Genomic DNA, 24789 nt, shown 5'->3' on the forward strand with positions numbered 1-24789 from the left:
ACCCGGCTACAGCCGCACGGGACGAGCGCCGATCAGATATGGCGAACCTCGACGATCTCGTACTCGACCAGGCCGCTGGGCGTCTTCACCACCACCACATCACCCTCGACCTTGCCCACCAGCGCTCGCGCGATGGGCGAACTGACCGAGAGCTTGCCACGTTTGATGTCGGCCTCGTCGTCGCCAACGATCTGGTAGGTCACGGTTTCATCCGTCTCGACGTTGGCGATGTCTACGGTCACACCGAATATCACCTTGCCACTGTGGGGGATGGTGGTGATGTCGATGATGTGGGCATTGGACAGCTTGGCTTCGATGTCGCGGATGCGCGCCTCGGCCAGGCCCTGCTGCTCGCGGGCAGCATGGTACTCGGCGTTCTCCTTGAGATCGCCCAGCTCACGCGCCTCGGCAATGGCCTGGCTGATCTTCGGGCGCTCGATCTTGAGCGCCTTGAGTTCGTCTTCCAGGGCCTGAGCGCCCTGGATGGTCATCGGAAACTTGGTCATGCGTTGATTCCTGCATGGAGATCCTGCAAGCGGCGCACGGTCTTCTCGGAACCGAACTTGAGCGCCTCACAGACCGCCTGCCCCGCCGCGATGGTGGTGGTGCAGTAGATCTTGTGCTGCAGGGCGTTACGACGGATCGAGTAGGAGTCGGCAATGGACTGACGCCCCTCGGTGGTGTTGATGATCAGGGTGACCTCGTCGTTCTTGATCATGTCGACCACGTGGGGCCGACCTTCGGTCACCTTGTTCACCCGGCGTACCGGCAGACCGGCGGCCTCGATGACACGCGCGGTACCGGCAGTCGCCACGACCTCGAAACCCAGCGCCACCAGGTCGCGAGCGACTTCAACGGCTTCGGCCTTGTCGTCTTCGCGCACGCTGATGAAGGCAGTACCGGAGTTCGGGAGGATCTCGCTGGCACCAAGCTGGGCCTTGGCAAAGGCCTCGCCGAAGGTATCACCCACGCCCATGACCTCGCCAGTGGACTTCATTTCCGGACCAAGGATCGGGTCGACGCCCGGGAACTTGGCGAAGGGGAACACCGCCTCCTTGACGCTGAAGAACGGCGGAATGATCTCCTGGGTGAAGCCGACCTCAGCCAGGCTCTTGCCTGCCATGACGCGCGCCGCCACCTTGGCCAGGGACTCGCCGATGCACTTGGAGACGAACGGCACGGTACGGGACGCGCGCGGGTTCACCTCGATCACGTAGATGTCCTCGCCCTGCACGGCCATCTGCACGTTCATCAGGCCGACGACGCCCAGCTCCAGGGCCATCTTCTTGACCTGCTCGCGGATCTCGTCCTGGATGTGCTTCGGCAACGAGTAAGGCGGCAGCGAGCACGCGGAGTCACCGGAGTGCACGCCGGCCTGCTCGATGTGCTGCATGATCGCGCCGATCACGACGGTTTCGCCGTCGCACACCGCATCCACGTCCACCTCGATGGCGCAGTTGAGGAAGCGATCCAGCAGCACCGGACTGTCGTTGGAGACCTTCACGGCCTCACGCATGTAGCGCTTGAGTTCTTCTTCCTGATAGACGATTTCCATCGCGCGGCCGCCCAGTACGTAGGACGGGCGCACCACCATCGGGTAGCCGATACCCTTGGACAGGGCCAGGGCTTCGTCTTCGCTGCGGGCCGTGGCGTTGGCCGGCTGGCGCAGGTTGAGACGCTGGACCATCTGCTGGAAGCGCTCGCGGTCTTCGGCACGGTCGATGGCATCCGGGCTGGTACCGATGATCGGCACACCGGCCTCTTCGAGGGCGCGGCACAGCTTCAGCGGGGTCTGGCCACCGTACTGCACGATGACACCCTTGGGCTGCTCGACGCGGACGATCTCCAGCACGTCCTCCAGGGTCACCGGCTCGAAATACAAGCGATCCGAGGTGTCGTAGTCGGTGGAGACGGTCTCCGGGTTGCAGTTGACCATGATGGTCTCGTAGCCGTCTTCGCGCATCGCCAGCGCGGCGTGTACGCAGCAGTAGTCGAACTCGATGCCCTGGCCGATGCGGTTGGGGCCGCCACCCAGGATCATGATCTTGTCGCGACCAGACGGGTTCGCCTCGCACTCTTCCTCGTAGGTCGAGTACATGTAGGCAGTGTCGGTGGCGAATTCGGCAGCGCAGGTGTCGACGCGCTTGTACACCGGCAGCACTTTCAGCTTGTGACGATGAGCCCGCAGGTTCTTCTCGGTGACACCCAGCAGCTTGGCGAGGCGCGCGTCGGAAAAGCCCTTGCGCTTGAGGCGGCGCATCAGCTCGTAGTCGATCCCGGACAGGCCGAGAGTCTGCACCTGGCGCTCTTCCTTCACCAGGTCTTCGATCTGGATCAGGAACCACTCGTCGATGCGAGTGAGCTCGAACACCTCCTCAACGGTCTTGCCGGCACGGAAGGCATCGGCCACGTACCAGATGCGCTCAGCGCCCGGCACGGTCAACTCGCGCTTGAGGATGCTATCGGCCTCGGGGTCGGCCAGGTCCAACTTGGGATCGAAGCCGGCAACGCCGACTTCCAGACCACGCAGGGCTTTCTGCATGGACTCCTGGAAGGTACGGCCGATAGCCATCACTTCGCCCACGGACTTCATCTGGGTGGTCAGGCGGGCATCCGCCTTGGGGAACTTCTCGAAGGCGAAGCGCGGGACCTTGGTCACCACGTAGTCGATGGCAGGCTCGAAGGACGCCGGGGTACGGCCGCCGGTGATATCGTTCTGCAGCTCATCCAGGGTGTAGCCGACGGCCAGCTTGGCGGCGATCTTGGCGATCGGGAAGCCGGTAGCCTTGGAGGCCAGGGCGGAGGAGCGGGACACGCGCGGGTTCATCTCGATCACGACCATGCGCCCGGTGTTCGGGCAGATGCCGAACTGCACGTTGGAACCGCCGGTCTCGACGCCGATCTCGCGCAGCACCGCCAGGGAGGCGTTACGCAGGATCTGATATTCCTTGTCGGTCAGGGTCTGCGCAGGCGCAACGGTGATGGAATCGCCGGTGTGCACGCCCATCGGGTCGAAGTTCTCGATGGAGCAGACGATGATGCAGTTGTCCTTCTTGTCGCGGACAACCTCCATCTCGTATTCCTTCCAGCCGATCAGCGACTCATCGATCAGCAGCTCGTTGGTCGGGGACAGGTCCAGACCACGGGCGCAGATCTCTTCGAACTCTTCGCGGTTGTAGGCGATACCGCCACCAGTGCCGCCCATGGTGAAGGACGGACGGATGATGCAGGGGAAGCCGACCATCTCGAGGACGCCATAGGCCTCTTCCATGCTGTGGGCGATACCGGAGCGCGGACACGCCAGGCCGATGTCCTTCATGGCCTTGTCGAAGCGCGAACGGTCCTCGGCCTTGTCGATGGTGTCGGCATTGGCACCGATCATCTCGACGCCGAATTTCTCCAGGACGCCGTGGCGCTCCAGGTCCAGGGCGCAGTTCAGCGCGGTCTGGCCGCCCATGGTGGGAAGGAGGGCGTCAGGGCGCTCCTTCTCGATGATCTTGGCAACGGTCTGCCACTTGATCGGCTCGATGTAGGTGGCGTCGGCCATGGCCGGGTCAGTCATGATGGTGGCCGGATTGGAGTTCACCAGGATGACGCGGAAGCCTTCTTCCTTCAGGGCCTTGCAGGCCTGAGCGCCCGAGTAGTCGAACTCACAGGCCTGGCCGATGACGATGGGGCCGGCGCCGAGGATCAGGATGCTTTTGATATCTGTACGTTTTGGCATGGTCTTACTCGAATCCTTGGGTCAGTCGGCGAGGATCAGCGGCGCTTGGCCATGGCTTCGATGAAGCGATCGAACAACGGGGCCACATCATGCGGACCGGGGCTCGCTTCGGGGTGCCCCTGGAAGCTGAAGGCGACCTTGTCGGTGCGCTCGATGCCCTGCAGGGTGCCGTCGAACAGTGACTTGTGGGTGGCACGCAAGTTGGCCGGCATGCTGGACTCGTCCACGGCGAAGCCGTGGTTCTGGCTGGTGATCATCACCACGCCGGAATCCAGGTCCTGCACAGGGTGGTTGGCGCCGTGGTGGCCGTGACCCATTTTCATGGTGCGGGCACCGGAAGCCAGGGCAAGCAACTGGTGCCCCAGGCAGATACCGAACACCGGGATATCGGTCTCTAGGATTTCCTTGATGGCAGCGATGGCGTAGTCGCAAGGCTCCGGGTCACCCGGGCCGTTGGACAGGAAGACACCATCCGGATTCAGGGCGAGCACATCCTTGGCCGGAGTCTTGGCCGGCACCACGGTCAGGCGGCAACCACGCGCAACGAGCATGCGCAGGATGTTCAGCTTCACGCCGTAGTCGTAGGCCACCACGTGATAAGGCAGCTCGCTGGCAACGATCTCGGGATGGCTGTCGCTTTCAAGGTTCCAGACACTGGAGCGCCATTCATACGGCTTATCGCAGGTCACTTCCTTGGCCAGGTCCATGCCCTTCAAGCCCGGGAAGCCGCGTGCCAGCTCCAGCGCCTTTTCCTCGGCGGCATCAGCGCCGACCAGAATACAGCCGTTCTGGGAGCCCTTCTCACGCAGGATGCGGGTCAGGCGACGAGTATCCAGCCCAGCGATGGCAACGGTGCCGGTCGCCTGCAGATACTCCGGCAGTGACTGCTTGCTGCGCCAGTTACTGGCCAGCAGCGGCAGGTCGCGGATGATAAGGCCAGCGGCCCAGACGCGGTCGGACTCGGCATCTTCCGGCGTGGTGCCGGTATTGCCGATGTGGGGATAGGTCAGGGTGACGATCTGCTGCGCGTAGGAAGGATCGGTGAGGATTTCCTGGTAGCCGGTCATGGCAGTGTTGAACACCACCTCTCCGATGGTCTGGCCGTCGGCCCCGATGGACTCGCCGCGGAAAATGCTGCCGTCGGCAAGCGCGAGTATGGCTGGCTTAGTCAAGAAGACCTCCCGTATCTAAGGCTGAAGCAAACGCAGATTGTAAAAAAGCGGGATGACGTTGATACCGTCACCCCGCTTTTTTATCTGAGCCATTTCTGCGTAACTTTTAGTGGACACACTAAAGCTGCAGCTTACAGGAATGCGTCATTTCGGTCCACAGGAAAGACATCACCAAACTGCATTCCGCGACCGATAATCAGCGCAGACCCAGCACATCCTGCATGTCGTACAGGCCGGCTCCCTGACCATCCAGCCACATCGCGGCACGCACGGCGCCACGAGCAAAGGTCATGCGACTAGACGCTTTGTGAGTGATCTCGACGCGCTCGCCATCGGCAGCGAAGAGGACGGTATGGTCGCCAACCACATCGCCCGCACGCACGGTGGCGAAACCGATGGTCTCACGCTCGCGAGCGCCCGTCTGGCCTTCACGGCCATAGACCGCCACCTTCGACAGGTCGCGCCCCAGGGCCTCGGCCACCACCTCACCCATGCGCAGTGCGGTGCCGGAGGGGGCATCCACCTTGTGGCGGTGATGGGCCTCGATGATCTCGATGTCCACTTCGTCGCCGAGCACCCGCGCAGCGGTGTCCAGCAGCTTGAGACAGAGATTCACCCCAACACTGAAGTTGGCAGCGAAGACGATGGGGATCTGCTTGGCCGCCTCGGCCAGCAACGCCTTATCCCCAGCAGTGAAGCCGGTGGTACCGATGACCATGGCTTTGCCCGCCTGACGGCAGACCTCGAGATTCTTCAGGGTCACTGACGGATGGGTGAAGTCGATCAGCACATCGAACTCGTCCACCACCTTGGCCAGGTCGCCCGAGAGGGGCACGCCGATACGCCCCAGGGCGGCCAACTCGCCCGCATCCGCGCCCACCAGGGTGCTGTCGGGCCGATCGATGGCGGCGGTCAGGCCGGCCCCCGGGTTCTGCTGGACCGCTTCGATCAGGGTCTTGCCCATGCGCCCGGCGGCGCCCATCACTGCAATACGTCGCATAACGAACAAAGCTCCAAGCTAGAAGCGCCAGGCCCCGCGCACGAACAGGCCAAGCCTGCCGCGCGCCGCCTGGCGCCCTGCGTCAAAGATCACCAAAGAAGCGCTTCATGCCCTCAAACCAAGTGCTGGCCTTGGGCGAATGGGAGCCGTCACTCTGCAGGCTCTTGCGGAACTCTTCCAGCAGTTCCCGCTGGCGCTTGTCCAGGTTCACCGGCGTCTCGACCACCACGCGGCACATCAGGTCACCGGCACCACCGCCACGCACAGGCGCAACACCCTTGCCACGCAGGCGGAACAGCTTGCCGGTCTGGGTCGCCTCGGGGATCTTCAGCTTGACGCGGCCGTCCAGGGTCGGAACCTCCAGCTCACCACCCAGCGCCGCATCGGCGAAGCTGATCGGTACCTCGCAGTACAGGTGCTTGCCGTCACGCTGGAAGATCGGGTGCTCGCGCACGTTGACCACCACGTACAGGTCGCCGGGCGGCCCACCCATCACGCCCGCCTCGCCTTCGCCGGACAGGCGGATACGGTCGCCAGTGTCCACGCCGGCCGGCACCTTCACCGACAGGGTCTTGTGCTCTTCCACGCGCCCCTGGCCATGGCAACTGCCGCAGGGGTCACTGATCATCTTGCCGGTGCCGTGGCAGCGCGGGCAGGTCTGCTGGACGGAGAAGAAGCCCTGCTGCATGCGCACCTGCCCAATACCGCCGCAGGTGGTGCAGGTGACGGGGCTGGTGCCTTTCTTCGCACCGGAGCCATCGCAGGTCTTGCAGTTGACCAGGGTCGGCACGCGGATAGTCACGGTCGTGCCGCGAACCGCCTCTTCGAGATCCAGCTCGAGGGTGTAGCGCAGGTCGCTGCCACGCTGGGCACCGCCACGCTGGCCACCGCGCTGACCACCGAAGAAGTCGCTGAACACGTCGCCGAAGATGTCGGAGAAGCTTGCACCGCCGAACCCCGCACCACCGCCGCCGCCCATCTGCGGGTCGACACCGGCATGGCCGTATTGATCGTAGGCCGCGCGCTTGCTGGCATCCGAGAGGATTTCGTAGGCCTCGTTGGCCTCCTTGAATTTCTCCTCGGACTCCTTGTCCCCCGGGTTGCGGTCCGGGTGGTACTTCATGGCCAGGCGACGATAGGCCTTCTTCAGCTCGGCCTCGCTGGCGCCACGCTCTACACCGAGGATTTCGTAAAAGTCACGTTTAGCCATTGGTTCTCTGCACTCTGAAAGTTTCGCGCCCTCCAGACACGCCGACGCGGGAGCAAGCCCCCGCGTGGCGAATCACCCCGAGCCGAACGGCTCGGGGCAGGAGCGCAAGCAAGCGTGGCGCTTACTTGTTGTCCTTGACCTCTTCGAACTCGGCGTCGACGGCATCGTCGGCAGCCTTGTCGTCGCCTGCGGGAGCACCCTCGCCGGCCTTGGCCTGCTCGGCGTACATCTTCTGCGCCAGCGGAGCGGAAGCCTGGGACAGCGCGTTCATCTTGGCTTCGATCTCGGCCTTGTCATCGCCTTTCACGGCGACTTCCAGCTCACCCACGGCTTTCTCGATGGCCGCCTTCTCTTCAGCAGTGGCCTTGTCGCCCGCTTCGGTGATCATCTTGCGGGTGGCGTGAACCAGCGCGTCACCCTGGTTGCGGGCACCGGCCAGCTCTTCGAATTTGCGGTCTTCCTCGGCGTTGGCTTCGGCGTCACGCACCATCTGCTGGATTTCTTCCTCGGACAGGCCGGAGTTGGCCTTGATCACGATGGACTGCTGCTTGCCGGTGGCCTTGTCCTTGGCGGACACGTGCAGGATGCCGTTGGCGTCGATGTCGAAGGTCACTTCGATCTGCGGCACGCCACGCGGAGCCGGCGGGATCTCGGCCAGGTCGAACTTGCCCAGGGACTTGTTCTGGCCGGCCTGCTTGCGCTCACCCTGCAGCACGTGAATGGTCACGGCGGACTGGTTGTCGTCGGCAGTAGAGAATACCTGGGACTTCTTGGTCGGGATGGTGGTGTTCTTCTCGATCAGCGGAGTCATCACGCCACCCAGGGTCTCGATACCCAGCGTCAGCGGGCTCACGTCGAGCAGCAGCACGTCCTTCACGTCACCGGCCAGTACGGCACCCTGGATGGCCGCACCGATGGCGACAGCCTCGTCCGGGTTGACGTCCTTGCGCGCTTCCTTGCCGAAGAAGTCGGCCACTTGCTTCTGCACCAGCGGCATGCGGGTCTGGCCACCGACCAGGATGACTTCGTGGATGTCACCCACGTCCAGGCCAGCATCCTTCAGCGCGATGCGGCACGGCTCGATGGTGCGAGCGACCAGGTCTTCCACCAGGGCCTCCAGCTTGGCGCGGGAAATCTTCACGTTCAGGTGCTTCGGACCGGTCTGGTCTGCAGTGATGTACGGCAGGTTGACGTCGGTCTGCTGGCTGGAGGACAGCTCGATCTTGGCCTTCTCGGCAGCCTCTTTCAGGCGCTGCATGGCCAGCGGGTCGCCCTTCAGGTCCATGCCGGACTCTTTCTTGAACTCGTCGACGAGGTAGTCGATCAGGCGGATGTCGAAGTCCTCGCCACCCAGGAAGGTATCGCCGTTGGTGGCCAGCACTTCGAACTGGTGCTCGCCGTCCACTTCGGCGATCTCGATCACCGACACGTCGAAGGTACCGCCACCCAGGTCATAGACGATCACGGTGTGGTCGCCCTTGGCCTTGTCCATGCCATAGGCCAGCGCAGCCGCAGTGGGCTCGTTGATGATGCGCTTGACGTCCAGGCCGGCGATGCGGCCGGCGTCCTTGGTAGCCTGGCGCTGGCTGTCGTTGAAGTAGGCCGGAACGGTGATGACGGCTTCGGTCACCGGCTCGCCGAGGTAGTCTTCGGCGGTCTTCTTCATCTTCTTCAGCACTTCCGCAGAGATCTGCGGAGGCGCCATCTTCTGGCCCTTCACCTCGACCCAGGCGTCACCGTTGTCGGCCTTGGCGATCTTGTAGGGGACCATCTTGATGTCTTTCTGCACGACGTCTTCTTCGAAGCGACGACCGATCAGGCGCTTCACGGCGTACAGGGTGTTGTGCGGGTTGGTGACAGCCTGGCGCTTGGCGGACTGGCCGACCAGGATCTCACCGTCGTTGGTGTAGGCGATGATCGAGGGGGTGGTGCGCGCGCCCTCGGCGTTTTCGATCACCTTGACGTTGCCATTCTCAAGAATGGAAACGCAGGAGTTGGTGGTACCCAGGTCGATACCGATGATCTTGCCCATATTCTCTCTCCCGAAACTTTGATTTCTTTGCGGCCCCGCTCGCTTGGGGGCCGCATCAGCATGTGAACGCTTGGACTACCAGATGGGGGCCCGAAGCCGGATTTCAAGCCTGCTCGTCGATGGACGGCGGCGCTTCGGCCGGCGCCTTGCTGACCACGACCATGGCCGGGCGCAGCAGGCGACCGTTGAGCAGGTAGCCCTTCTGGAAGACCTTCAGGACGCTACCCGGCTCGACATGGGGGCTCTCTTCCATTGCCATCGCCTGGTGATGCTCCGGGTTGAACGGAGCGCCATGGGGGTCGACGGCCTCGACCTGGAAGCGCTTCAGGGTGTCGTGGAACAGCTTCAGGGTCAGCTCGACGCCTTCGCGTACAGGACGGACGGCCTCGTCCTCGGCACTGGTCAGCTCCAGGCCGCGCTCCAGGCTGTCGACCACCGGCAACAGGTCGTTGGCGAACTTCTCCAGGGCGAACTTGTGTGCCTTCTCGACATCCTGCTCCGCACGGCGGCGGATGTTCTGCAGCTCGGCAGCGGTACGCAGGGACTGGTCCTGGGCCGCAGCCAGTTGCTCCTCCAGCGCCTGGACGCGGGCCACGAGGTCCTCGCCCGCCACATCAGCCGGTGCGCTCACCTCGGGGTTCTGGGTATCCAGGTTCTGTTCGTCTGCCATGCCTTCCTCCTTACTGAAACGGTGGCGGGGAATGACCCGCCGATCTGTCCGCCTATATGGGGTCGCAATTTGTCGCTTCAAGGGCAGCAGGCGATTGTCAGCCGGAAAACAAACACTGTATAAATAGCCAGCCTAAACCCAGGGGAGTCCCCGCCATGCTGGTCCACCTCTCAGTCCACAACTACGCCATCGTCGAGCACCTGGACCTTGAGCTCGAAGGCGGCATGACCGTGATCACCGGCGAGACCGGCGCGGGCAAGTCGATCATGCTCGACGCCCTCGGTCTGACCCTGGGCGACCGTGCCGACAGCGGCGCCGTCCGCCCCGGTGCGGAGAAGGCCGACATCCTTGCCAGCTTCGACCTCAGTGATATCCCGGAGGCACGTGCCTGGCTCGCCGAGCGGGACCTGGAAATTGATGGCCCCTGCATCCTGCGCCGGGTCATCACTGCGGAAGGCCGATCCCGTGCCTATATAAACGGCACGCCCTGCCCCCAGGGCGACCTCAAGGCACTGGGCGAGCTGCTGATCGACATCCACAGCCAGCATGAACACCAGTCGCTGCTCAAGCCGGACACTCATCGGCGCCTGCTGGACGAATTCGCCGGCGCCAGCGACCTGGCCCGCCAGGTCCAGCTCGCTGCCCAGCGCTGGCGCCAGACCCGCCAGGAGCTCCAACGCCTGTCACGTAACAGCGAAGAGCAGCGCGCCCGCCACCAACTGCTCAGCTACCAGTTGGAGGAGCTGGAGCAACTGGCCCTCGGCGACAATGAGCTGGAGCAACTGGAAGCCGAGCACAAGACCCTGTCCAACGCCGAAAGTCTGCTGGCAGGCTGCCGCCAGGTACTGGACATGTGCAGCGAGAGCGATGCCGGCAACGTCCTCAGCGCTCTCACCTCCAGCCTCAATCGCCTGACGGCCTTCAACGCCCAGCAGGGCCCGATTGCCGAAGCCGTCAATCTGCTGGCCAGCGCCCAGATCCAGGTGGAAGAAGCGGTCGGCGAAATCAACCGATTCATCGATCATTTCGATGCCGACCCGCATCGCCAGCAGGAGGTCGAAGAACGCCTCGACACGCTCTACACCCTGGCCCGCAAGCACCGTATCCATCCCAGCGAACTCCCCCACCTGCAGCACACGCTGCTGGAGGAGATCGAAGCGCTCAATGCCGATGACGAGGCCGTGGAGCGCCTCGGGGACGAACTGGCGGCCTATGCCCGCCACTACCAGGCAAAAGCCGCCGAACTGAGCCAGTTGCGCAGCAAAGCGGCCGGCAAGCTGGCCAAGGCCGTGGAGACGGAGATGCAACGCCTGGGCATGCCCGGCGGGCGCTTCAGCATCGAGCTACGCGGCATCGAAAGCGACGAACCCCAACCGAACGGACAGGAGCAGGTGGAGTTCCTGGTCAGCGCCAACCCCGGCCAACCACTGAAGGGCCTGGCCAAGGTCGCCTCGGGCGGCGAGCTATCCCGGATCAGCCTGGCGATCCAGGTCATCACCGCACAAACCTCGCGGGTACCGACCCTGGTGTTCGACGAAGTGGACGTAGGCATCGGCGGCCCCACCGCGGAAGTGGTCGGCCAGTTGCTGCGGCGCCTGGGCGAGCGCGGCCAGGTCCTCACCGTCACCCACCTGCCCCAGGTGGCCGCCCAGGGTCATCACCACCTCTTCGTGCACAAGAAGCGCGGCAGCAAGGAGACCCGCACCGCCGTCACCAACCTCGACGACGCGACGCGCGTGGAAGAAATCGCCCGCATGCTGGGTGGCGTCGACCTCACCGAAGAATCCATCGCACACGCCCGCAAGATGGTCGCCAGCGCCCGCAACTGATTCGCGCAGGCATGAAAAAGGCGACCCGAGGTCGCCTTTTTCATGAAGCGGAGATTACTTCTTCTTACGCACGTACAGCACCAGATTGTGATCGACGAGCTCGAAGCCGTGCTCTTTCACGATCTCTTTCTGCCGCTTTTCGATTTCGGCGTCGATGAATTCGATGACCTCACCGGAGTCCACGCAGACCATGTGGTCGTGGTGGCCGCTGTCAGCCAGTTCGAACACGGCATGGCCGCCATCGAAATTGTGGCGGACAACGAGGCCGGCAGCCTCGAACTGGGTAAGCACGCGGTAGACCGTCGCAAGGCCGACGTCCTCGCCGGCTTCCATCAGTGCCTTGTACACATCCTCGGCACTCATGTGACGCTGATCGGCGGAGTCGAGCATCTGAAGGATCTTCACCCGAGGCAGGGTGACCTTCAGACCGGCTTTGCGAAGTTCGTTATTTTCAACCATGGTCAGCTTTCTCGTGGATGCTGCTTCGCAGCTTCCCTCAATGCGGGTATGATCGGATTTTCGTTGCCCAGCCAAGATAGTGGAAGTCACCCACCGATGCAAAACACCAAGCTCCTGCTGACCAGCCTCTCATTTGCAGGCCTGCTCGCACTCGCCGGTTGTTCGTTTCCCGGTGTCTACAAGATCGACATCCAGCAAGGCAACGTCGTAACGCAGGACATGATAGACCAGTTGAAGCCCGGAATGACCCGGCGCCAAGTGCGGTTTATCATGGGCAACCCCTTGATTCTCGATACCTTCCACGCCAACCGCTGGGACTACCTCTACAGCATTCAGCCCGGCGGCGGTCAGCGTCAGCAGGAGCGCGTCACCCTGCTGTTCGACGGCAATGACCAACTGATCGGCCTGGGTGGCGACTTCATGCCTGGCGTCAGCCGCGACGAGGCGATCCTCGGCAGCGACGGCAACAACCAGGTCACCCCAAGCAAGCCCACCCAGCAGAAGCCGGAAGAGAAAGCCAAGCCCGGCTCGCTGCTGGAGCAGATCCAGAAGGAAGTGGACCAGGTGGAAACCGTACCGGTCCCGATCCCGGAACCCCTGGACACCACGCCGCAGTAAATGCGGCGCCCATGAAAAAGCCCGGACTGATTCCGGGCTTTTTTGTACCTGCCTGATAAACAAAGGCCGACAGCCGCAGCGTCGCCAGACGACCCGATCAGTCGCCCTTGCCCTCTCCCCTGGCCTGGGCCGCACGCGCGGCGCGCGCCTTGCGCACCTCCTTCGGATCGGCCACCAGGGGGCGATAGACCTCAATGCGATCCCCCGCCTCGACCTGCCGAGCCTCGGCGTCCTGCACCGCCTTGCCGAAGATGCCCAGCGGCGCAGCCGCCAGGTCCAGGTCGGGAAACGCATCCGCCAGCCCCGCCATCAGCACAGCCTGGCGCAGCGTCGTCCCGGCCGGTACCTCCAGCCGTACCAGGCGCTGACGGTCAGGCAGCGCACACACCACCTCGACGGCGATCAGCGACTCAGCCATACAGCTGCTTGGCCCGCTGGCAGAAGGCATCCACCAAGGTGTTCGCTGCCTGATTGAACAGCGGCCCCAGGGTCGCCTTGACAATCGGCCCGGCGTAGTCGAAGGACAGGTCCAGGCTGATCTTGCAGGCCTTCTCCCCCAGCGCCTTGAAGTGCCAAACCCCATGCAGTTCGGTGAACGGCCCTTCCTCCAGGTTCATCTCGATGCTCGCCCCCTCCACCAGCACATTGCGGGTGACGAAGCGCTGGCTGATCCCGCCCTTGGCCACGCCCAGGCTGGCCACCATGTGCGACTCGCTCGACTCCAGCACCTCGCTGCTCGCGCACCAGGGCAGGAATTCGGGGTAGCGCACCACATCATTGACCAGGTCGTAGAGCGCCTTGGCGGGATAGGGGAGCAGCGCGGAACGCTGGATATGCGTGGACATCGGAGCCTCTGAACGTCAGTCAGTCGGCTGCAGCAGGGGCAACACGGCTGGTCAAAAAAAGAGCGCGCATTGTCGAGGATTCGCCCAACGCGCTCAAGCCTACGCCGCCGTAGCGGGCTGGCGAGCGACTCCCTATAATGCCGCGCCTATGGCTAAGCAAAAGAAACAAACCCAAGGCTCCATCGCACAGAACAAGAAGGCTCTGCACGACTACTTCGTCGAGCAGCGCTTCGAGGCCGGCCTCGCCCTCGCAGGCTGGGAGGTCAAGAGCCTCCGCGCCGGCAAAGCCCAACTGGTGGACAGCTACGTACTGCTGAAGGACGGCGAGGCCTGGCTGCTCGGTAGCCACATCACCCCGCTGAAGACCGCCAGCACCCACGTCATCGCCGACCCCGTGCGCACCCGCAAGCTGCTGCTGCACAAGCGCGAACTGGGCAAGCTGTTCGGTGCCGTCCAGCAGAAGGGCTACACCTGTGTCGCCCTCTCGCTGTACTGGAAGGCCCACCTGATCAAATGCGAGATCGCCCTGGTGAAGGGCAAGAAAGAGTTCGACAAGCGCGCCACGGAGAAAGAACGCGACTCCGATCGCGAGATCGAACGCGCCATGCGCACCAAAGGCAAGGAGTGATCCTCGCCAGACAGAAACGCCGGGCATTGCCCGGCGTTTTCGTTTGCGCGCACTGACGACTCAAATGCCCTGGCGCCGCTGCGCTCGCTCCAGGCGCACCGCCTCCAGCCGCCCCTCGGCCAGCACTTCCTGCACATAGTCGATGTGGCGATTGGACACCTCCCGCGCCTCCTCCGCCCGCCGTTCGATGATCGCCTCGTACAGCGCCCGGTGCTGGGCCATCAGCATGTCGCGGGTCTCGCTGCGCTGCAGGTACATCCCACCGATGTTGGTCACCACGTTGTGCTTGAGCAGATCGAACAGCCCACGGATGGTGTGCAGCAGCACCGCATTGTGGCTGGCCTCGGCAATCGCCAGGTGGAAGCGTGCATCGGCGGCGCCCTCCTCCTCCCGGGTCGCCTGGCTGCCCGGCGAATAGCAAGCCTGCAGCGCCTCGAACGCCTCGCCCAGGCGCTCATGGTCAACCGCCGTCGCCCGCAGCGCCGCGTAATAGGCGCAGGAGCCCTCCAATGTGTGGCGGAACTCCAGCAGATCGCGCTGCGCGTCGGGGTTGCCCTCCAGCAGCTTCAGCAACGGATCGCTGAAGGTCGACCCCAGCTCCGCCGACACGTAGTTGCCGCCGCCCTGCCGGCTCACCAGCAGCCCCTTGGCCACCAGCTTCTGGATCGCCTCCCGCAGGGACGGACGCGACACCCCGAACTGCTCGGCCAGCACACGCTCCGCCGGCAGCCGCTCGCCTGCTTTCAGGGTCCCCTCGAGGATCATCGCCTCGAGGTGATCGACGATGTCATCCGACAGACGGCGCTGACGCACCTGACCGAATCCCATACCCCTCCCGAACCACCGTTCCGTTCCCACTACAGCCACCAGCCATGGCAGCCCAGCTCATTCAGCGCGGCAGCCTAACCAGCGCCATCGCCATCCACAAGGCGCAGATGAGCCCCATGCGCTCGACCAAAGTTGTAGGACACGAAATTGACAGGTCAATAGAAGGGCTTTTACCCTGAGCCGTCGATTTTGTAAATTGGTAATACCAATTCGACGAAAACGCCGAACGGAGAGCAATTGCCCTGCTGCTGCGCCACGAGCGCAACGACTCCGGAAGGCCAACAGGCACTCCAAAAACAATCAGGGAGCCACCCGAATGCAAGCTTGGCAACAGATCTACACCCCGCTCGGCAGCCTCGGCCTGTCCGCGCTGGTCGCCTTGATCCCCATCGTCTTCTTCTTCCTCGCCCTCGCCGTGTTCCGCATGAAGGGCTACATCGCAGGCACCATCACCCTCGCCCTGTCCCTTGCGGTCGCGATCTTCGCCTTCAAGATGCCGGTCGACATGGCCTTCGCCGCCGCCGGCTACGGCTTCGCCTACGGCCTCTGGCCGATCGCCTGGATCATCGTCGCCGCGGTGTTCCTCTACAAACTCACCGTCAAGAGCGGCCAGTTCGAAGTGATCCGCAGCTCCGTGCTCTCCATCACCGACGACCAGCGCCTGCAGGTCCTGCTGATCGGCTTCTCCTTCGGCGCCTTCCTCGAAGGGGCCGCCGGCTTCGGCGCCCCCGTGGCCATCACCGCCGCACTGCTGGTGGGCCTGGGCTTCAACCCGCTCTACGCCGCCGGCCTGTGCCTGATCGCCAACACCGCCCCGGTGGCCTTCGGCGCCCTCGGCATCCCGATCATCGTCGCGGGCCAGGTCACCGGCATCGACGCCTTCAAGATCGGCGCCATGACCGGCCGCCAACTGCCCTTCCTGTCGATCATCGTGCCGTTCTGGCTGGTGGCCATGATGGATGGCTGGCGCGGCATCAAGGAAACCTGGCCGGCCGCCCTCGTCGCCGGTGCCAGCTTCGCCATCACCCAGTACTTCACCTCCAACTTCATCGGCCCGGAACTGCCCGACATCACCTCCGCCCTGGTGAGCCTGGTGTCCCTCACCCTGTTCCTCAAGGTGTGGCAGCCCAAGCGCGCCGAAGACCGCGAGGTGGTCGGCATCTCCGGCGGTGCAGCCGTCATGGGCGGCTTCGGCGGCCCGCGCAGCAGCACCCCGTCGCCCTACAGCTTCGGCGAGATCCTCAAGGCCTGGTCGCCGTTCCTGGTGCTGACCGTCCTGGTCACCCTCTGGACCCTGAAACCGTTCAAGGCCCTGTTCGCCCCGGGTGGCGCGCTGGAGCACTTCGTCTTCATGTTCGCCATCCCGCACCTGGATCAACTGGTGATGAAAGGCGCCCCCATCGTCGCCACCGCCACCGCGATCCCGGCCGTCTACAAGTTCGACCCGATCTCCGCCACCGGCACCGCGATCTTCCTCTCCGCCGTGGTTTCCATGCTGATCCTGAAGATCAACATCAAAAATGGTCTGACCAGTCTGGGGGAAACCTTCGTCGAGCTGAAGATGCCGATCCTCTCCATCGGCATGGTGCTGGCCTTCGCCTTCGTCACCAACTTCTCCGGCATGTCCACCACCCTGGCGCTGGTCCTGGCCGGCACCGGCGCAGCCTTCCCGTTCTTCTCGCCGTTCCTCGGCTGGCTGGGCGTGTTCCTCACCGGTTCCGACACCTCCTCCAACGCCCTGTTCGGCTCGCTGCAGGCCACCACCGCCCACCAGATCGGCGTCAACGACACCCTCCTGGTCGCTGCGAACACCAGCGGTGGCGTCACCGGCAAGATGATCTCCCCGCAGTCCATCGCCGTGGCCTGCGCCGCCACCGGCATGGTCGGCAAGGAGTCGGACCTGTTCCGCTTCACCCTGAAGCACAGCCTGATCTTCGCCGCCATGGTCGGCCTGATCACCCTGGCGCAGGCCTATGTCTTCACCGGCATGCTGGTTCACTGACGAGAGCCGGCTGCGCGTCGGCGATGCAGCAAGGGAATGGCCTCGGAGAGGCTCGCCTACATAGGTAGGCTCGGCTCCCCGGCCATTTCCGCCCTGTATCGCTCCAGCGCGCTCGATCCACGTTTTCTGCCAAAACGGAAGAGCCCATGATCATCTCCGCCTCCACCGACTACCGCGCCGCCGCCCAACGCAAGCTGCCGCCCTTCCTGTTCCACTACATCGACGGCGGCGCCTACGCCGAGCACACCCTGCGCCGCAACGTGCAGGACCTGGCCGACATCGCCCTGCGCCAGCGCGTGCTGCGGAACATGTCCGAGCTCAGCCTCGAAACCCAACTGTTCGGCGAAACCCTCGCCATGCCTGTAGCCCTCGCCCCCGTCGGCCTCACCGGCATGTACGCCCGACGCGGCGAAGTGCAGGCCGCCAAGGCCGCAGCGGCCAAGGGCATCCCCTTCACTCTCTCCACCGTCTCGGTGTGCCCGATCGAAGAAGTCGCCCCGGCCATCGACCGGCCCATGTGGTTCCAGCTCTACGTGCTGAAGGACCGCGGCTTCATGAAGAACGCCCTGGAACGCGCCAAGGCCGCCGGCGTCACCACCCTCGTCTTCACCGTCGACATGCCCGTGCCCGGTGCCCGCTACCGCGACGCCCACTCCGGCATGAGCGGCCCCAACGCCCCACTGCGTCGCGTGCTGCAAGCCATGACCCACCCCGCCTGGGCCTGGGACGTCGGCCTGCTCGGCAAGCCCCACGACCTCGGCAACATCTCCACCTACCGTGGCAACCCCACCGGCCTGGCCGACTACATCGGCTGGCTCGGCGCCAACTTCGACCCCTCCATCTCCTGGAAGGACCTCGAATGGATCCGCGACTTCTGGCAAGGCCCCATGGTCATCAAAGGCATCCTCGACCCCGAGGACGCCCGTGACGCCGTCACCTTCGGCGCCGACGGCATCATCGTCTCCAACCACGGCGGCCGGCAGCTCGACGGCGTGCTCTCCAGCGCCCGCGCCCTGCCCGCCATCGCCGACGCGGTAAAGGGCGAACTGAAGATCCTCGCCGACTCAGGCATCCGCACCGGCCTCGACGTCGTGCGCATGCTCGCCCTCGGCGCCGACACCGTCATGCTCGGCCGTGCCTTCGTCTACGCCCTGGCCGCCGCCGGCGGCGCCGGCGTGAGCAACCTGCTGGACCTGATCGAAAAGGAAATGCGCGTGGCCATGGTGCTCACCGGCGCCAAGTCCATCGCCGAGATCAACGCCGACTCACTGGTGCGCGACCTGCCCCGCTGAACGGCGCCCATCCAAGACGAGGCCGCCCAAGCGGCCCGCACCCCACCGTTGATGACAGGACCTGACCGATGAGCCTGCCCGCCGCCTTCCTGCACACCGTCGAGCGCCTGATCCCCCGCGACCGGCGCTTCGACGATGCGCTCTCCGCCCTCGCCTTCGGCACCGACGCCAGCTTCTACCGCCTCATCCCCAAGCTGGTGGTGCGGGTCGAGAGCGAAGCCGAAGTCATCACCCTGCTCAAGGCCGCTCACGCCGAACAGGTGCCCGTCACCTTCCGCGCCGCCGGCACCAGCCTCTCCGGCCAGGCCATCAGCGACTCGGTGCTGATCGTCCTCGGTGACAACTGGAACGGCCGCGACATCCGCCAAGGCGGCGCGCAGATCCGCCTGCAGCCCGGCGTCATCGGCGCCCAGGCCAACGCCTGGCTCGCCCCCTACGGCCGCAAGATCGGGCCGGACCCGGCCTCCATCAACGCCTGCAAGATCGGCGGCATCGTCGCCAATAACGCCAGCGGCATGTGCTGCGGCACCGCCCAGAACAGCTACCACACCCTCGCCGGCCTGCGCCTGGTGCTGGCCGACGGCACCCTGCTGGACAGCGAAGACCCGACCAGCGTTGCCGCCTTCCAGGCCAGCCACGGCGAGTTGCTGAAGCAGCTCGGCGAACTCGGCCGGCAGACCCGCGCCAACACCGAACTGGCCGCGAAGATCCGCCACAAATACCGCCTCAAGAACACCACCGGCCTGTCCCTCAACGCCCTGGTGGACTACGACCAGCCGCTGGACATCCTCACCCACCTGCTGGTGGGCTCCGAAGGCACCCTCGGCTTCATCAGCGCCGTCACCTACCACACCGTGCCCGAGCACCCGCACAAGGCCTCCGCGCTGATCGTCTTCCCCGACGTGGAAACCTGCTGCCGCGCCGTGCCCGTGCTCAAGCAGCAACCGGTCTCCGCCGTCGAACTGCTGGACCGCCGCAGCCTGCGCTCCGTGCAGGACAAGCCCGGCATGCCCACCTGGGTCAAGGGCCTCTCCGCCAGCGCCTGCGCCCTGCTGATCGAATCCCGCGCCGCCAGCGCCAGCCTGCTGCACGAACAGCTCGCGCAGATCACCGCCTCCATCGCCGACTTCCCGGTGGAGCAGAAGGTCGACTTCAGCGAAGACCCGGTCGTCTACAACCAGCTCTGGAAGATCCGCAAGGACACCTTCCCCGCCGTCGGCGCCGTGCGCCAGACCGGCACCACGGTGATCATCGAAGACGTCACCTTCCCCGTCGAACAGCTCGCCGCCGGCGTCAACCGCCTCATCGAACTGTTCGACAAGCACCGCTACGACGAGGCCATCCTCTTCGGCCATGCCCTGGAAGGGAACCTGCACTTCGTCTTCACCCAGGGCTTCGACAGCCCCGAGCAGGTCGCCCGCTACGATGCCTTCATGCAGGACGTCGCCCAACTGGTCGCCGTCGAGTTCGGCGGCGCCCTCAAGGCCGAGCACGGCACCGGCCGCAACATGGCGCCCTTCGTCGAACTGGAATGGGGCCACGACGCCTACCAACTGATGTGGCAGCTCAAGCGCCTGCTCGACCCCACCGGCATCCTCAATCCCGGCGTCATCCTCAGCGACGACCGCGAACTGCACCTGAAGAACCTCAAACCGCTGCCCGCCGCCGACGAGATCGTCGACAAATGCATCGAATGCGGCTTCTGCGAACCGGTCTGCCCCTCCAAAGGCCTGACCCTCAGCCCACGCCAGCGCATCGTCATCTGGCGCGACATCCAGGCCCGCAAGCGCGCCGGCATCGACACCCGCGAGCTGGAAGAAGCCTTCGCCTACCAGGGCGTCGACACCTGCGCCGCCACCGGCCTCTGCGCCCAGCGCTGCCCCGTCGGCATCAACACCGGCGATCTGGTGCGCAAGCTGCGCGGCGAACACGCCCACCGCCCCGGCACCGCCACCTGGCTCGCGCGCAACTTCGCCACCACCCTCAAGGGCGCCCGCCTGCTGCTGGCCACCGCCAACCTCACCCGAGCCGTGCTCGGCGCCCCGCGCCTGGCGCGCCTCAGCGGAGCCCTGCACCGCGCCAGTGGCGAACGCCTGCCCCAGTGGACCCCGGCCATGCCGCAACCGGTGCGCTTCGACCCACCGGCCGACGCCCCCATGGGCGAACGGCCGCGCGTGGTCTACCTCACCGCCTGCGTCTCCCGCGCCATGGGCCCGGCCGCCGGTGCCGACGAACAGATGCCGTTGATGGACAAGACCCGCCAACTGCTGGAGAAGGCCGGCTACCAGGTGGTCTTCCCCGACAACGCCGACAACCTCTGCTGCGGCCAGCCCTTCGCCTCCAAGGGCTACGCCCGCCAGGCCGACGACAAGCGCGACGAACTGCTGGCCGAACTGCTGCGCGCCAGCCGCGGCGGCCTCGACCCGATCTACTGCGACACCAGCCCCTGCACCCTGCGCCTGGTGCAGGGGCTGGACGACCCCCGGCTGAAGATCCACGACCCGGTGAAGTTCATCCGCACCCACCTGCTCGACCGCCTGGAGTTCACCCCCCAGGAGCAGCCGGTGGCCGTCCACGTCACCTGCAGCACCCAGCACCTGGGCGAATCCCAGGCGCTGATCGACCTGGTCAGCCGCTGCACCCGCCAGGTGGTCGTCCCCGAAGGCATCCACTGCTGCGGCTTCGCCGGCGACAAGGGCTTCACCACCCCGGAACTCAACAGCCACGCCCTGCGCAGCCTGAAGGACGCCGTGCAGATCTGCGAGGAAGGCGTCTCCACCAGCCGCACCTGCGAGATCGGCCTCAGCCACCACAGCGGCATCGACTACCACGGCCTGGTCTACCTGGTGGACCGGGTCACCCGCCCCCGCGCGGACTGAACCTCAAGAGCCGTGCCCGGCACGGATTGCGCCCCGCCTCGAGCGGGGCTTTTTTATGGTTCTTCACAGCCCGGCAAGACAGCACCGTGTGTGAGCACGCTGCAGTGTTGCCAAGCGTGGGATGGTGGGGCGGGGACAGTTCCCCAGCAGAAAACCTGAACCGCCCTCCCCGCCACCCTGTCCACCTTCATGAGCCCGCTACGCGCCGGCTCGCCCATCTCGGACATCCGTGCTCCACCCGGCCGTCCCGCAAGGCCCCTCCGAGTGCCACAGAACGAAGAGAGGACCACCCCATGCAACGCACTGCCCTGCTGCTCGGCGCCACCCTGCTGGCGTCCCCCCCTGGCCTTCGCCGACGACCTCTGCACCCTCAACCTGCAGAAGATCAGCGACCAGCTCGCCACCGCCACCACCCTCGGCGATCCGCTCAAGCAGGAGTCCAGGACCTGCGCGCCAAGGCCGAACAGGCCAAGACCCACGGCGACACCGAAGGCTGCATCAGCGCCTCGAACATGGCCCTGCAAAGCCTGCAGCGCCCCAACACCGACGGGGCGTCGCAGTAGCGGCAGGTAGAAGGTCGCAACAAGGCGGCCCGGCAGTAAGCCGGGCCGCAAAGACAGCAGGGCACCCCGCGTGCGGGGCCTACTCGTTGATGCGGGCGGCACGCTCCAGCAGGGACACGGCGAGCTGGCGCAGTTGCTGCAGGTCCACTGGTTTGGTCATGCAGACATCGGCGCCTCGGCGGCGCGCCTCGGTCAGCAGGGCATCGTCGGCCGCAGCACTCACCACCATCACCGGCATGCCCTGCAAGTGGGCGGAGCGGTGTACCTGGTCGAGCACCTGCAGGCCGTCGCCGTCGGGCAGGTCCAGGTCCAGCACCAGCAGCGCCGGGGTCATCTGGTCGAGGGTGGCGAGAGCGCGGCCGATGGAGCCGACCCCGCGCACGTCGGCCACCTCGCGCAGCCCTTCCTTGAACACCTTGAGGCAGGCCGGGTGGTCCTCGACGCAGAGCACTTCCGGCAGAGCGATGGCATCGATGTGCTCGTTCAGCGAGCCCCGGGGCTGGGGCGCGGCGGCACTGGGCAGGTCGATCCAGAAGCGGCTGCCGACACCGGGGGTGCTGCTGAAGCCGATCTGCCCGCCCATCAGCTCCGCCAGCTCGCGGCAAAGCACCAGGCCGATGCCGGTCCCGGGGATGGTGGAGTTCTCCCGACCCAGGCGCTGGAACGGCTGGAACAGCAGCGCCTGTTGTTCCTCACTGAGGCCCGAGCCGGTGTCTGCCACCCACAGGCGCACGCCGGTAGCACGCGCCTCGTAGCCAAGGCTGACCATGCCCAGCGGGCTGTTGTACTTGATCGCGTTGGACAACAGGTTGAGCAGCACCTGGCGCAGACGCCGGGCGTCGGCCATGACGAACAGCGCCGATTCGGGCGCGGCCATCATCTGCAGTTGCAGTTGGCGGGCCTGCAGCTCGGGCTGGATCAGCTCGGCGCAACTGGTCAGCAGCGGGCCGATGTCCACCGGCTTGAGCTGCAACTGCTGGCGGCGGCTCTCGATGCTGGAGAGGTCGAGGATGTCGTCCACCAGCGACGTCAGGTGCCGGCTGGCATTGACGATCTCCTGGGCGTACTCGCCCTCCTCACGGCGCTCCTCGCGCCCCTCGGCATCCAGGGTGATGAGCTGGGCGAAGCCATGGATCGCGTTGAGCGGGGTGCGCAACTCGTGGCTCATGCTGGAGAGGAAGCGGCTCTTGGCCTGGCTGGCGGCCTGGGCCTCGCGGGTGGCGCGGCGCAGTTCCTCTTCCACCTCCTTGAGGCGGGTGATGTCCACATGGGTGCCCGCCACCAGCTTGGCGTGGCCATCGGCATCCCGCTCCAGCACCTTGCCGCGGCTGAGCAGCCAGGCGTATTGCCCGTTGGCGTCGGCGAAGCGGTACTCGGCGTCGAAGCCCTCCTGCTCGCCAGTGGAGAACTGCGTGCGCAACTGGCGCAACCGCTCGATGTCGTCGGGGTGAACACGCTTGTTGAAGTCGGCCAGGCTGAGGTGGTCACTGGGCAACCCGAAGCGCCGGGCGAAACGTCCGCTGATGCGGATGGTGTGGGCCTGCGGGTCGGTTTCCCAGATGCTCTCGGTGGTGCTCTCCAGCACCAGCTCCAGGTTGCGCTGGGCCTGGAAGCGCTCCTGCTCGCTGGCCTGCAACTGAGCGCCGGTGAGCTGCACCGCCTCGGCCATGTCGGCCAGCTCCTGGATACCGCTCTGCGGCGCCGCGGGGTGGTAATCGCCCCGACCCAGGCTGCTCATCATGCCGACGATGCCGGACATGGGCACCGACAGCTCGTTGGACAGGCGCCGCGAACGCGACCACATCCAGGCGAAGAACAGCGCGTAGAAGAACGCCAGGCCGGCGATCAGCAGGTAGCCGATCTGCTGGTAACGCTCGGCCAGGCGATTGGTCTCGCTGAAGATGTTGGCCTCGTCCACCACCATCATCAGGCGCCAGCCGGTCTGCGGAATCTCCGTCCAGGCGACCATCTGCTTGCGTCCCCCCAGCACCACCTCCTGCACGTTACCCGTGTCGCCCTTCATCGCCGCCAGCAGCGGGCGCATCTCGGGGAAGCGGTCGAGCTTGAAATCCTCGGGCTTGAGCATCTCGCGACGCACCGCCTCCTCGTAGGAGTAGCTGGTGAGTTCGCGCAGGCTGAAGTCGCGCTCGCCGGCCTCCGGCAGCGCCATGATGCTGTTGTCCCGGCTCACCAGCATCGCGTAGCCCTGCCACGGCACCTTGAGGCCGCCAATCTCCTTGAGCATCTTGTCGACGGTGATATCGAGGCCCACCACCCCTTCGAGGAAATCGCCGGTGTACACCGGCGCGATGGCGGACATCATCCAGCCCTGCCCGGCCGGGTCCAGGTAAACGTCGGTCCAGACCACGCGGCGCTGCGGGTTATGGGTCGCGTCGGCGAGGTAATAGAAGTTGTAGTCGGGTATCACCATGTCATGGGGATACTGCTCGGGCGTCATGAAGAAGGGGTAGATGCGGTTGTAGCTGTCCCAGGTGTTGAAATAGACCGCCGCCATCAGCGGGTCGGAATCGCGGATGGACTTCATCAGCGGGTCCAACTGCGACAGGCGCATCACCTTCTCGCGGTCCTGCTGCGAAGGCGGCGTGCTGTTGGCATAGAAGGAAGCGGCACGGCCGTCGTCACTGTGGGTATAGAACACCCCGTCCGGGGTCTGCGCGTGGCGCTGGCGCTCCAGGGCGTCGGGGCGGAAGTCCTCGTGGTGCAGCGCGCGATGGGTCGCGTCGCGGTACATCCGCGTCAGCATCTCGATGCTTTGCAGGCGCCCGTCGATGATCTTGCCCTCGCGCATGACCGCGCTGCTCAGGTCATCCAGCGCGCTGCGCTGCAGGTAGTCGAGCTGCGCATCGCGGATGGCGCTGTTGGTCAGCAGGTAGGCGGCGATCAGCACAGACTCCACGAGGATCAGCGGAATCAGCGCGCTCTGCACGAACGCCCGCCAGATCCACTGGCGAAGGGGATGACGTGAACGCAGCATGGGACGCTCTCTGTAAAGGACACCCTGACGATAGCTGGCAATC

At 65.2% G+C, this 24789-nt stretch carries 19 protein-coding genes; 7 read left to right on the forward strand and 12 right to left on the reverse strand.

Annotation, left to right across the window (positions count from 1 at the left end):
* Window positions 1–32: 32 nt before the first annotated feature.
* The 7 genes from greA to grpE all read right to left on the reverse strand — a co-directional run bounded on the left by greA (window position 33) and on the right by grpE (window position 9808).
* Window positions 33–506, reverse strand: coding sequence for a transcription elongation factor GreA (gene greA, locus A7D27_RS11450; RefSeq protein ID WP_044413709.1), 474 nt, complete (start codon window positions 504–506; stop codon window positions 33–35).
* The gene (gene carB / locus A7D27_RS11455; protein WP_069561642.1) at window positions 503–3724 is read right to left on the reverse strand and encodes a carbamoyl-phosphate synthase large subunit; all 3222 of its coding nucleotides are present in this window, start codon (window positions 3722–3724) and stop codon (window positions 503–505) included. Before carB ends, greA begins: the two co-directional genes overlap by 4 nt.
* A gap of 35 nt (window positions 3725–3759) precedes the next feature.
* Window positions 3760–4896, reverse strand: a complete 1137-nt coding sequence (gene carA / locus A7D27_RS11460; protein ID WP_069564934.1) for a glutamine-hydrolyzing carbamoyl-phosphate synthase small subunit — start codon at window positions 4894–4896, stop codon at window positions 3760–3762.
* 196 nt (window positions 4897–5092) lie between these two features.
* Complete coding sequence (gene dapB / locus A7D27_RS11465; protein WP_069564935.1) at window positions 5093–5896, reverse strand: 4-hydroxy-tetrahydrodipicolinate reductase; 804 nt, start codon at window positions 5894–5896, stop codon at window positions 5093–5095.
* Between the two features lie 82 nt (window positions 5897–5978).
* Window positions 5979–7106, reverse strand: a complete 1128-nt coding sequence (dnaJ, locus tag A7D27_RS11470) for a molecular chaperone DnaJ (protein WP_069561645.1) — start codon at window positions 7104–7106, stop codon at window positions 5979–5981.
* 121 nt (window positions 7107–7227) lie between these two features.
* Entirely contained in the window at window positions 7228–9138 is a 1911-nt protein-coding gene (gene dnaK, locus A7D27_RS11475; protein WP_069564936.1) for a molecular chaperone DnaK, read from the reverse strand.
* 103 nt (window positions 9139–9241) lie between these two features.
* Window positions 9242–9808, reverse strand: a complete 567-nt coding sequence (gene grpE / locus A7D27_RS11480) for a nucleotide exchange factor GrpE (protein WP_069564937.1) — start codon at window positions 9806–9808, stop codon at window positions 9242–9244.
* 155 nt (window positions 9809–9963) lie between these two features.
* Here grpE and recN point away from each other — a divergent pair, with 155 nt between their 5' ends.
* Window positions 9964–11637 carry a DNA repair protein RecN gene (recN, locus tag A7D27_RS11485; RefSeq protein ID WP_069564938.1) on the forward strand — a complete coding sequence of 558 codons (1674 nt, stop codon included), beginning with the start codon at window positions 9964–9966 and terminating at the stop codon, window positions 11635–11637.
* Between the two features lie 54 nt (window positions 11638–11691).
* Here recN and fur read toward each other — a convergent pair whose 3' ends face one another.
* A complete protein-coding gene (gene fur / locus A7D27_RS11490; protein ID WP_044413688.1) occupies window positions 11692–12096 on the reverse strand; it encodes a ferric iron uptake transcriptional regulator in 405 nt (134 codons plus the stop codon).
* Window positions 12097–12192: 96 nt separating this feature from the next.
* Here fur and A7D27_RS11495 point away from each other — a divergent pair, with 96 nt between their 5' ends.
* A complete protein-coding gene (locus A7D27_RS11495) occupies window positions 12193–12714 on the forward strand; it encodes an outer membrane protein assembly factor BamE (protein ID WP_069561648.1) in 522 nt (173 codons plus the stop codon).
* A 97-nt stretch (window positions 12715–12811) separates the two neighbouring features.
* Here A7D27_RS11495 and A7D27_RS11500 read toward each other — a convergent pair whose 3' ends face one another.
* Together A7D27_RS11500 and A7D27_RS11505 are read right to left on the reverse strand one after the other, a co-directional pair.
* Window positions 12812–13132: an RnfH family protein gene (locus A7D27_RS11500; protein WP_069564939.1), complete on the reverse strand. Its 321-nt coding sequence runs from the start codon at window positions 13130–13132 to the stop codon at window positions 12812–12814.
* Window positions 13125–13559 (reverse strand): type II toxin-antitoxin system RatA family toxin, encoded by a 435-nt coding sequence (locus A7D27_RS11505; protein ID WP_069561650.1) that lies wholly within the window; start codon window positions 13557–13559, stop codon window positions 13125–13127. The genes A7D27_RS11500 and A7D27_RS11505 overlap by 8 nt, the downstream gene beginning before the upstream one ends.
* 148 nt (window positions 13560–13707) lie before the next feature.
* On the opposite strand from A7D27_RS11505, the gene smpB reads away from it, so the two are divergent.
* Entirely contained in the window at window positions 13708–14187 is a 480-nt protein-coding gene (smpB, locus tag A7D27_RS11510) for an SsrA-binding protein SmpB (RefSeq protein ID WP_069561651.1), read from the forward strand.
* A gap of 60 nt (window positions 14188–14247) precedes the next feature.
* Here smpB and A7D27_RS11515 read toward each other — a convergent pair whose 3' ends face one another.
* A complete protein-coding gene (locus tag A7D27_RS11515; RefSeq protein ID WP_069561652.1) occupies window positions 14248–15015 on the reverse strand; it encodes an FCD domain-containing protein in 768 nt (255 codons plus the stop codon).
* A 316-nt stretch (window positions 15016–15331) separates the two neighbouring features.
* Between A7D27_RS11515 and A7D27_RS11520 the strand changes: the two genes are divergently transcribed.
* The 4 genes from A7D27_RS11520 to A7D27_RS11535 all read left to right on the forward strand — a co-directional run bounded on the left by A7D27_RS11520 (window position 15332) and on the right by A7D27_RS11535 (window position 21751).
* Window positions 15332–17017 carry a lactate permease LctP family transporter gene (locus tag A7D27_RS11520; RefSeq protein WP_069564940.1) on the forward strand — a complete coding sequence of 562 codons (1686 nt, stop codon included), beginning with the start codon at window positions 15332–15334 and terminating at the stop codon, window positions 17015–17017.
* A gap of 146 nt (window positions 17018–17163) precedes the next feature.
* Window positions 17164–18309 carry an FMN-dependent L-lactate dehydrogenase LldD gene (lldD, locus tag A7D27_RS11525; RefSeq protein ID WP_069561654.1) on the forward strand — a complete coding sequence of 382 codons (1146 nt, stop codon included), beginning with the start codon at window positions 17164–17166 and terminating at the stop codon, window positions 18307–18309.
* A gap of 68 nt (window positions 18310–18377) precedes the next feature.
* Window positions 18378–21188 (forward strand): FAD-binding and (Fe-S)-binding domain-containing protein, encoded by a 2811-nt coding sequence (locus A7D27_RS11530; protein WP_069564941.1) that lies wholly within the window; start codon window positions 18378–18380, stop codon window positions 21186–21188.
* A gap of 293 nt (window positions 21189–21481) precedes the next feature.
* Window positions 21482–21751 carry a hypothetical protein gene (locus A7D27_RS11535; protein WP_069564942.1) on the forward strand — a complete coding sequence of 90 codons (270 nt, stop codon included), beginning with the start codon at window positions 21482–21484 and terminating at the stop codon, window positions 21749–21751.
* Window positions 21752–21830: 79 nt separating this feature from the next.
* Here A7D27_RS11535 and A7D27_RS11540 read toward each other — a convergent pair whose 3' ends face one another.
* Complete coding sequence (locus A7D27_RS11540; RefSeq protein WP_069564943.1) at window positions 21831–24746, reverse strand: ATP-binding protein; 2916 nt, start codon at window positions 24744–24746, stop codon at window positions 21831–21833.
* Window positions 24747–24789: the final 43 nt, after the last annotated feature.

The sequence above is a fragment of the Pseudomonas sp. 1D4 genome, assembly GCF_001728925.1.
Taxonomy (GTDB): domain Bacteria; phylum Pseudomonadota; class Gammaproteobacteria; order Pseudomonadales; family Pseudomonadaceae; genus Metapseudomonas; species Metapseudomonas otitidis.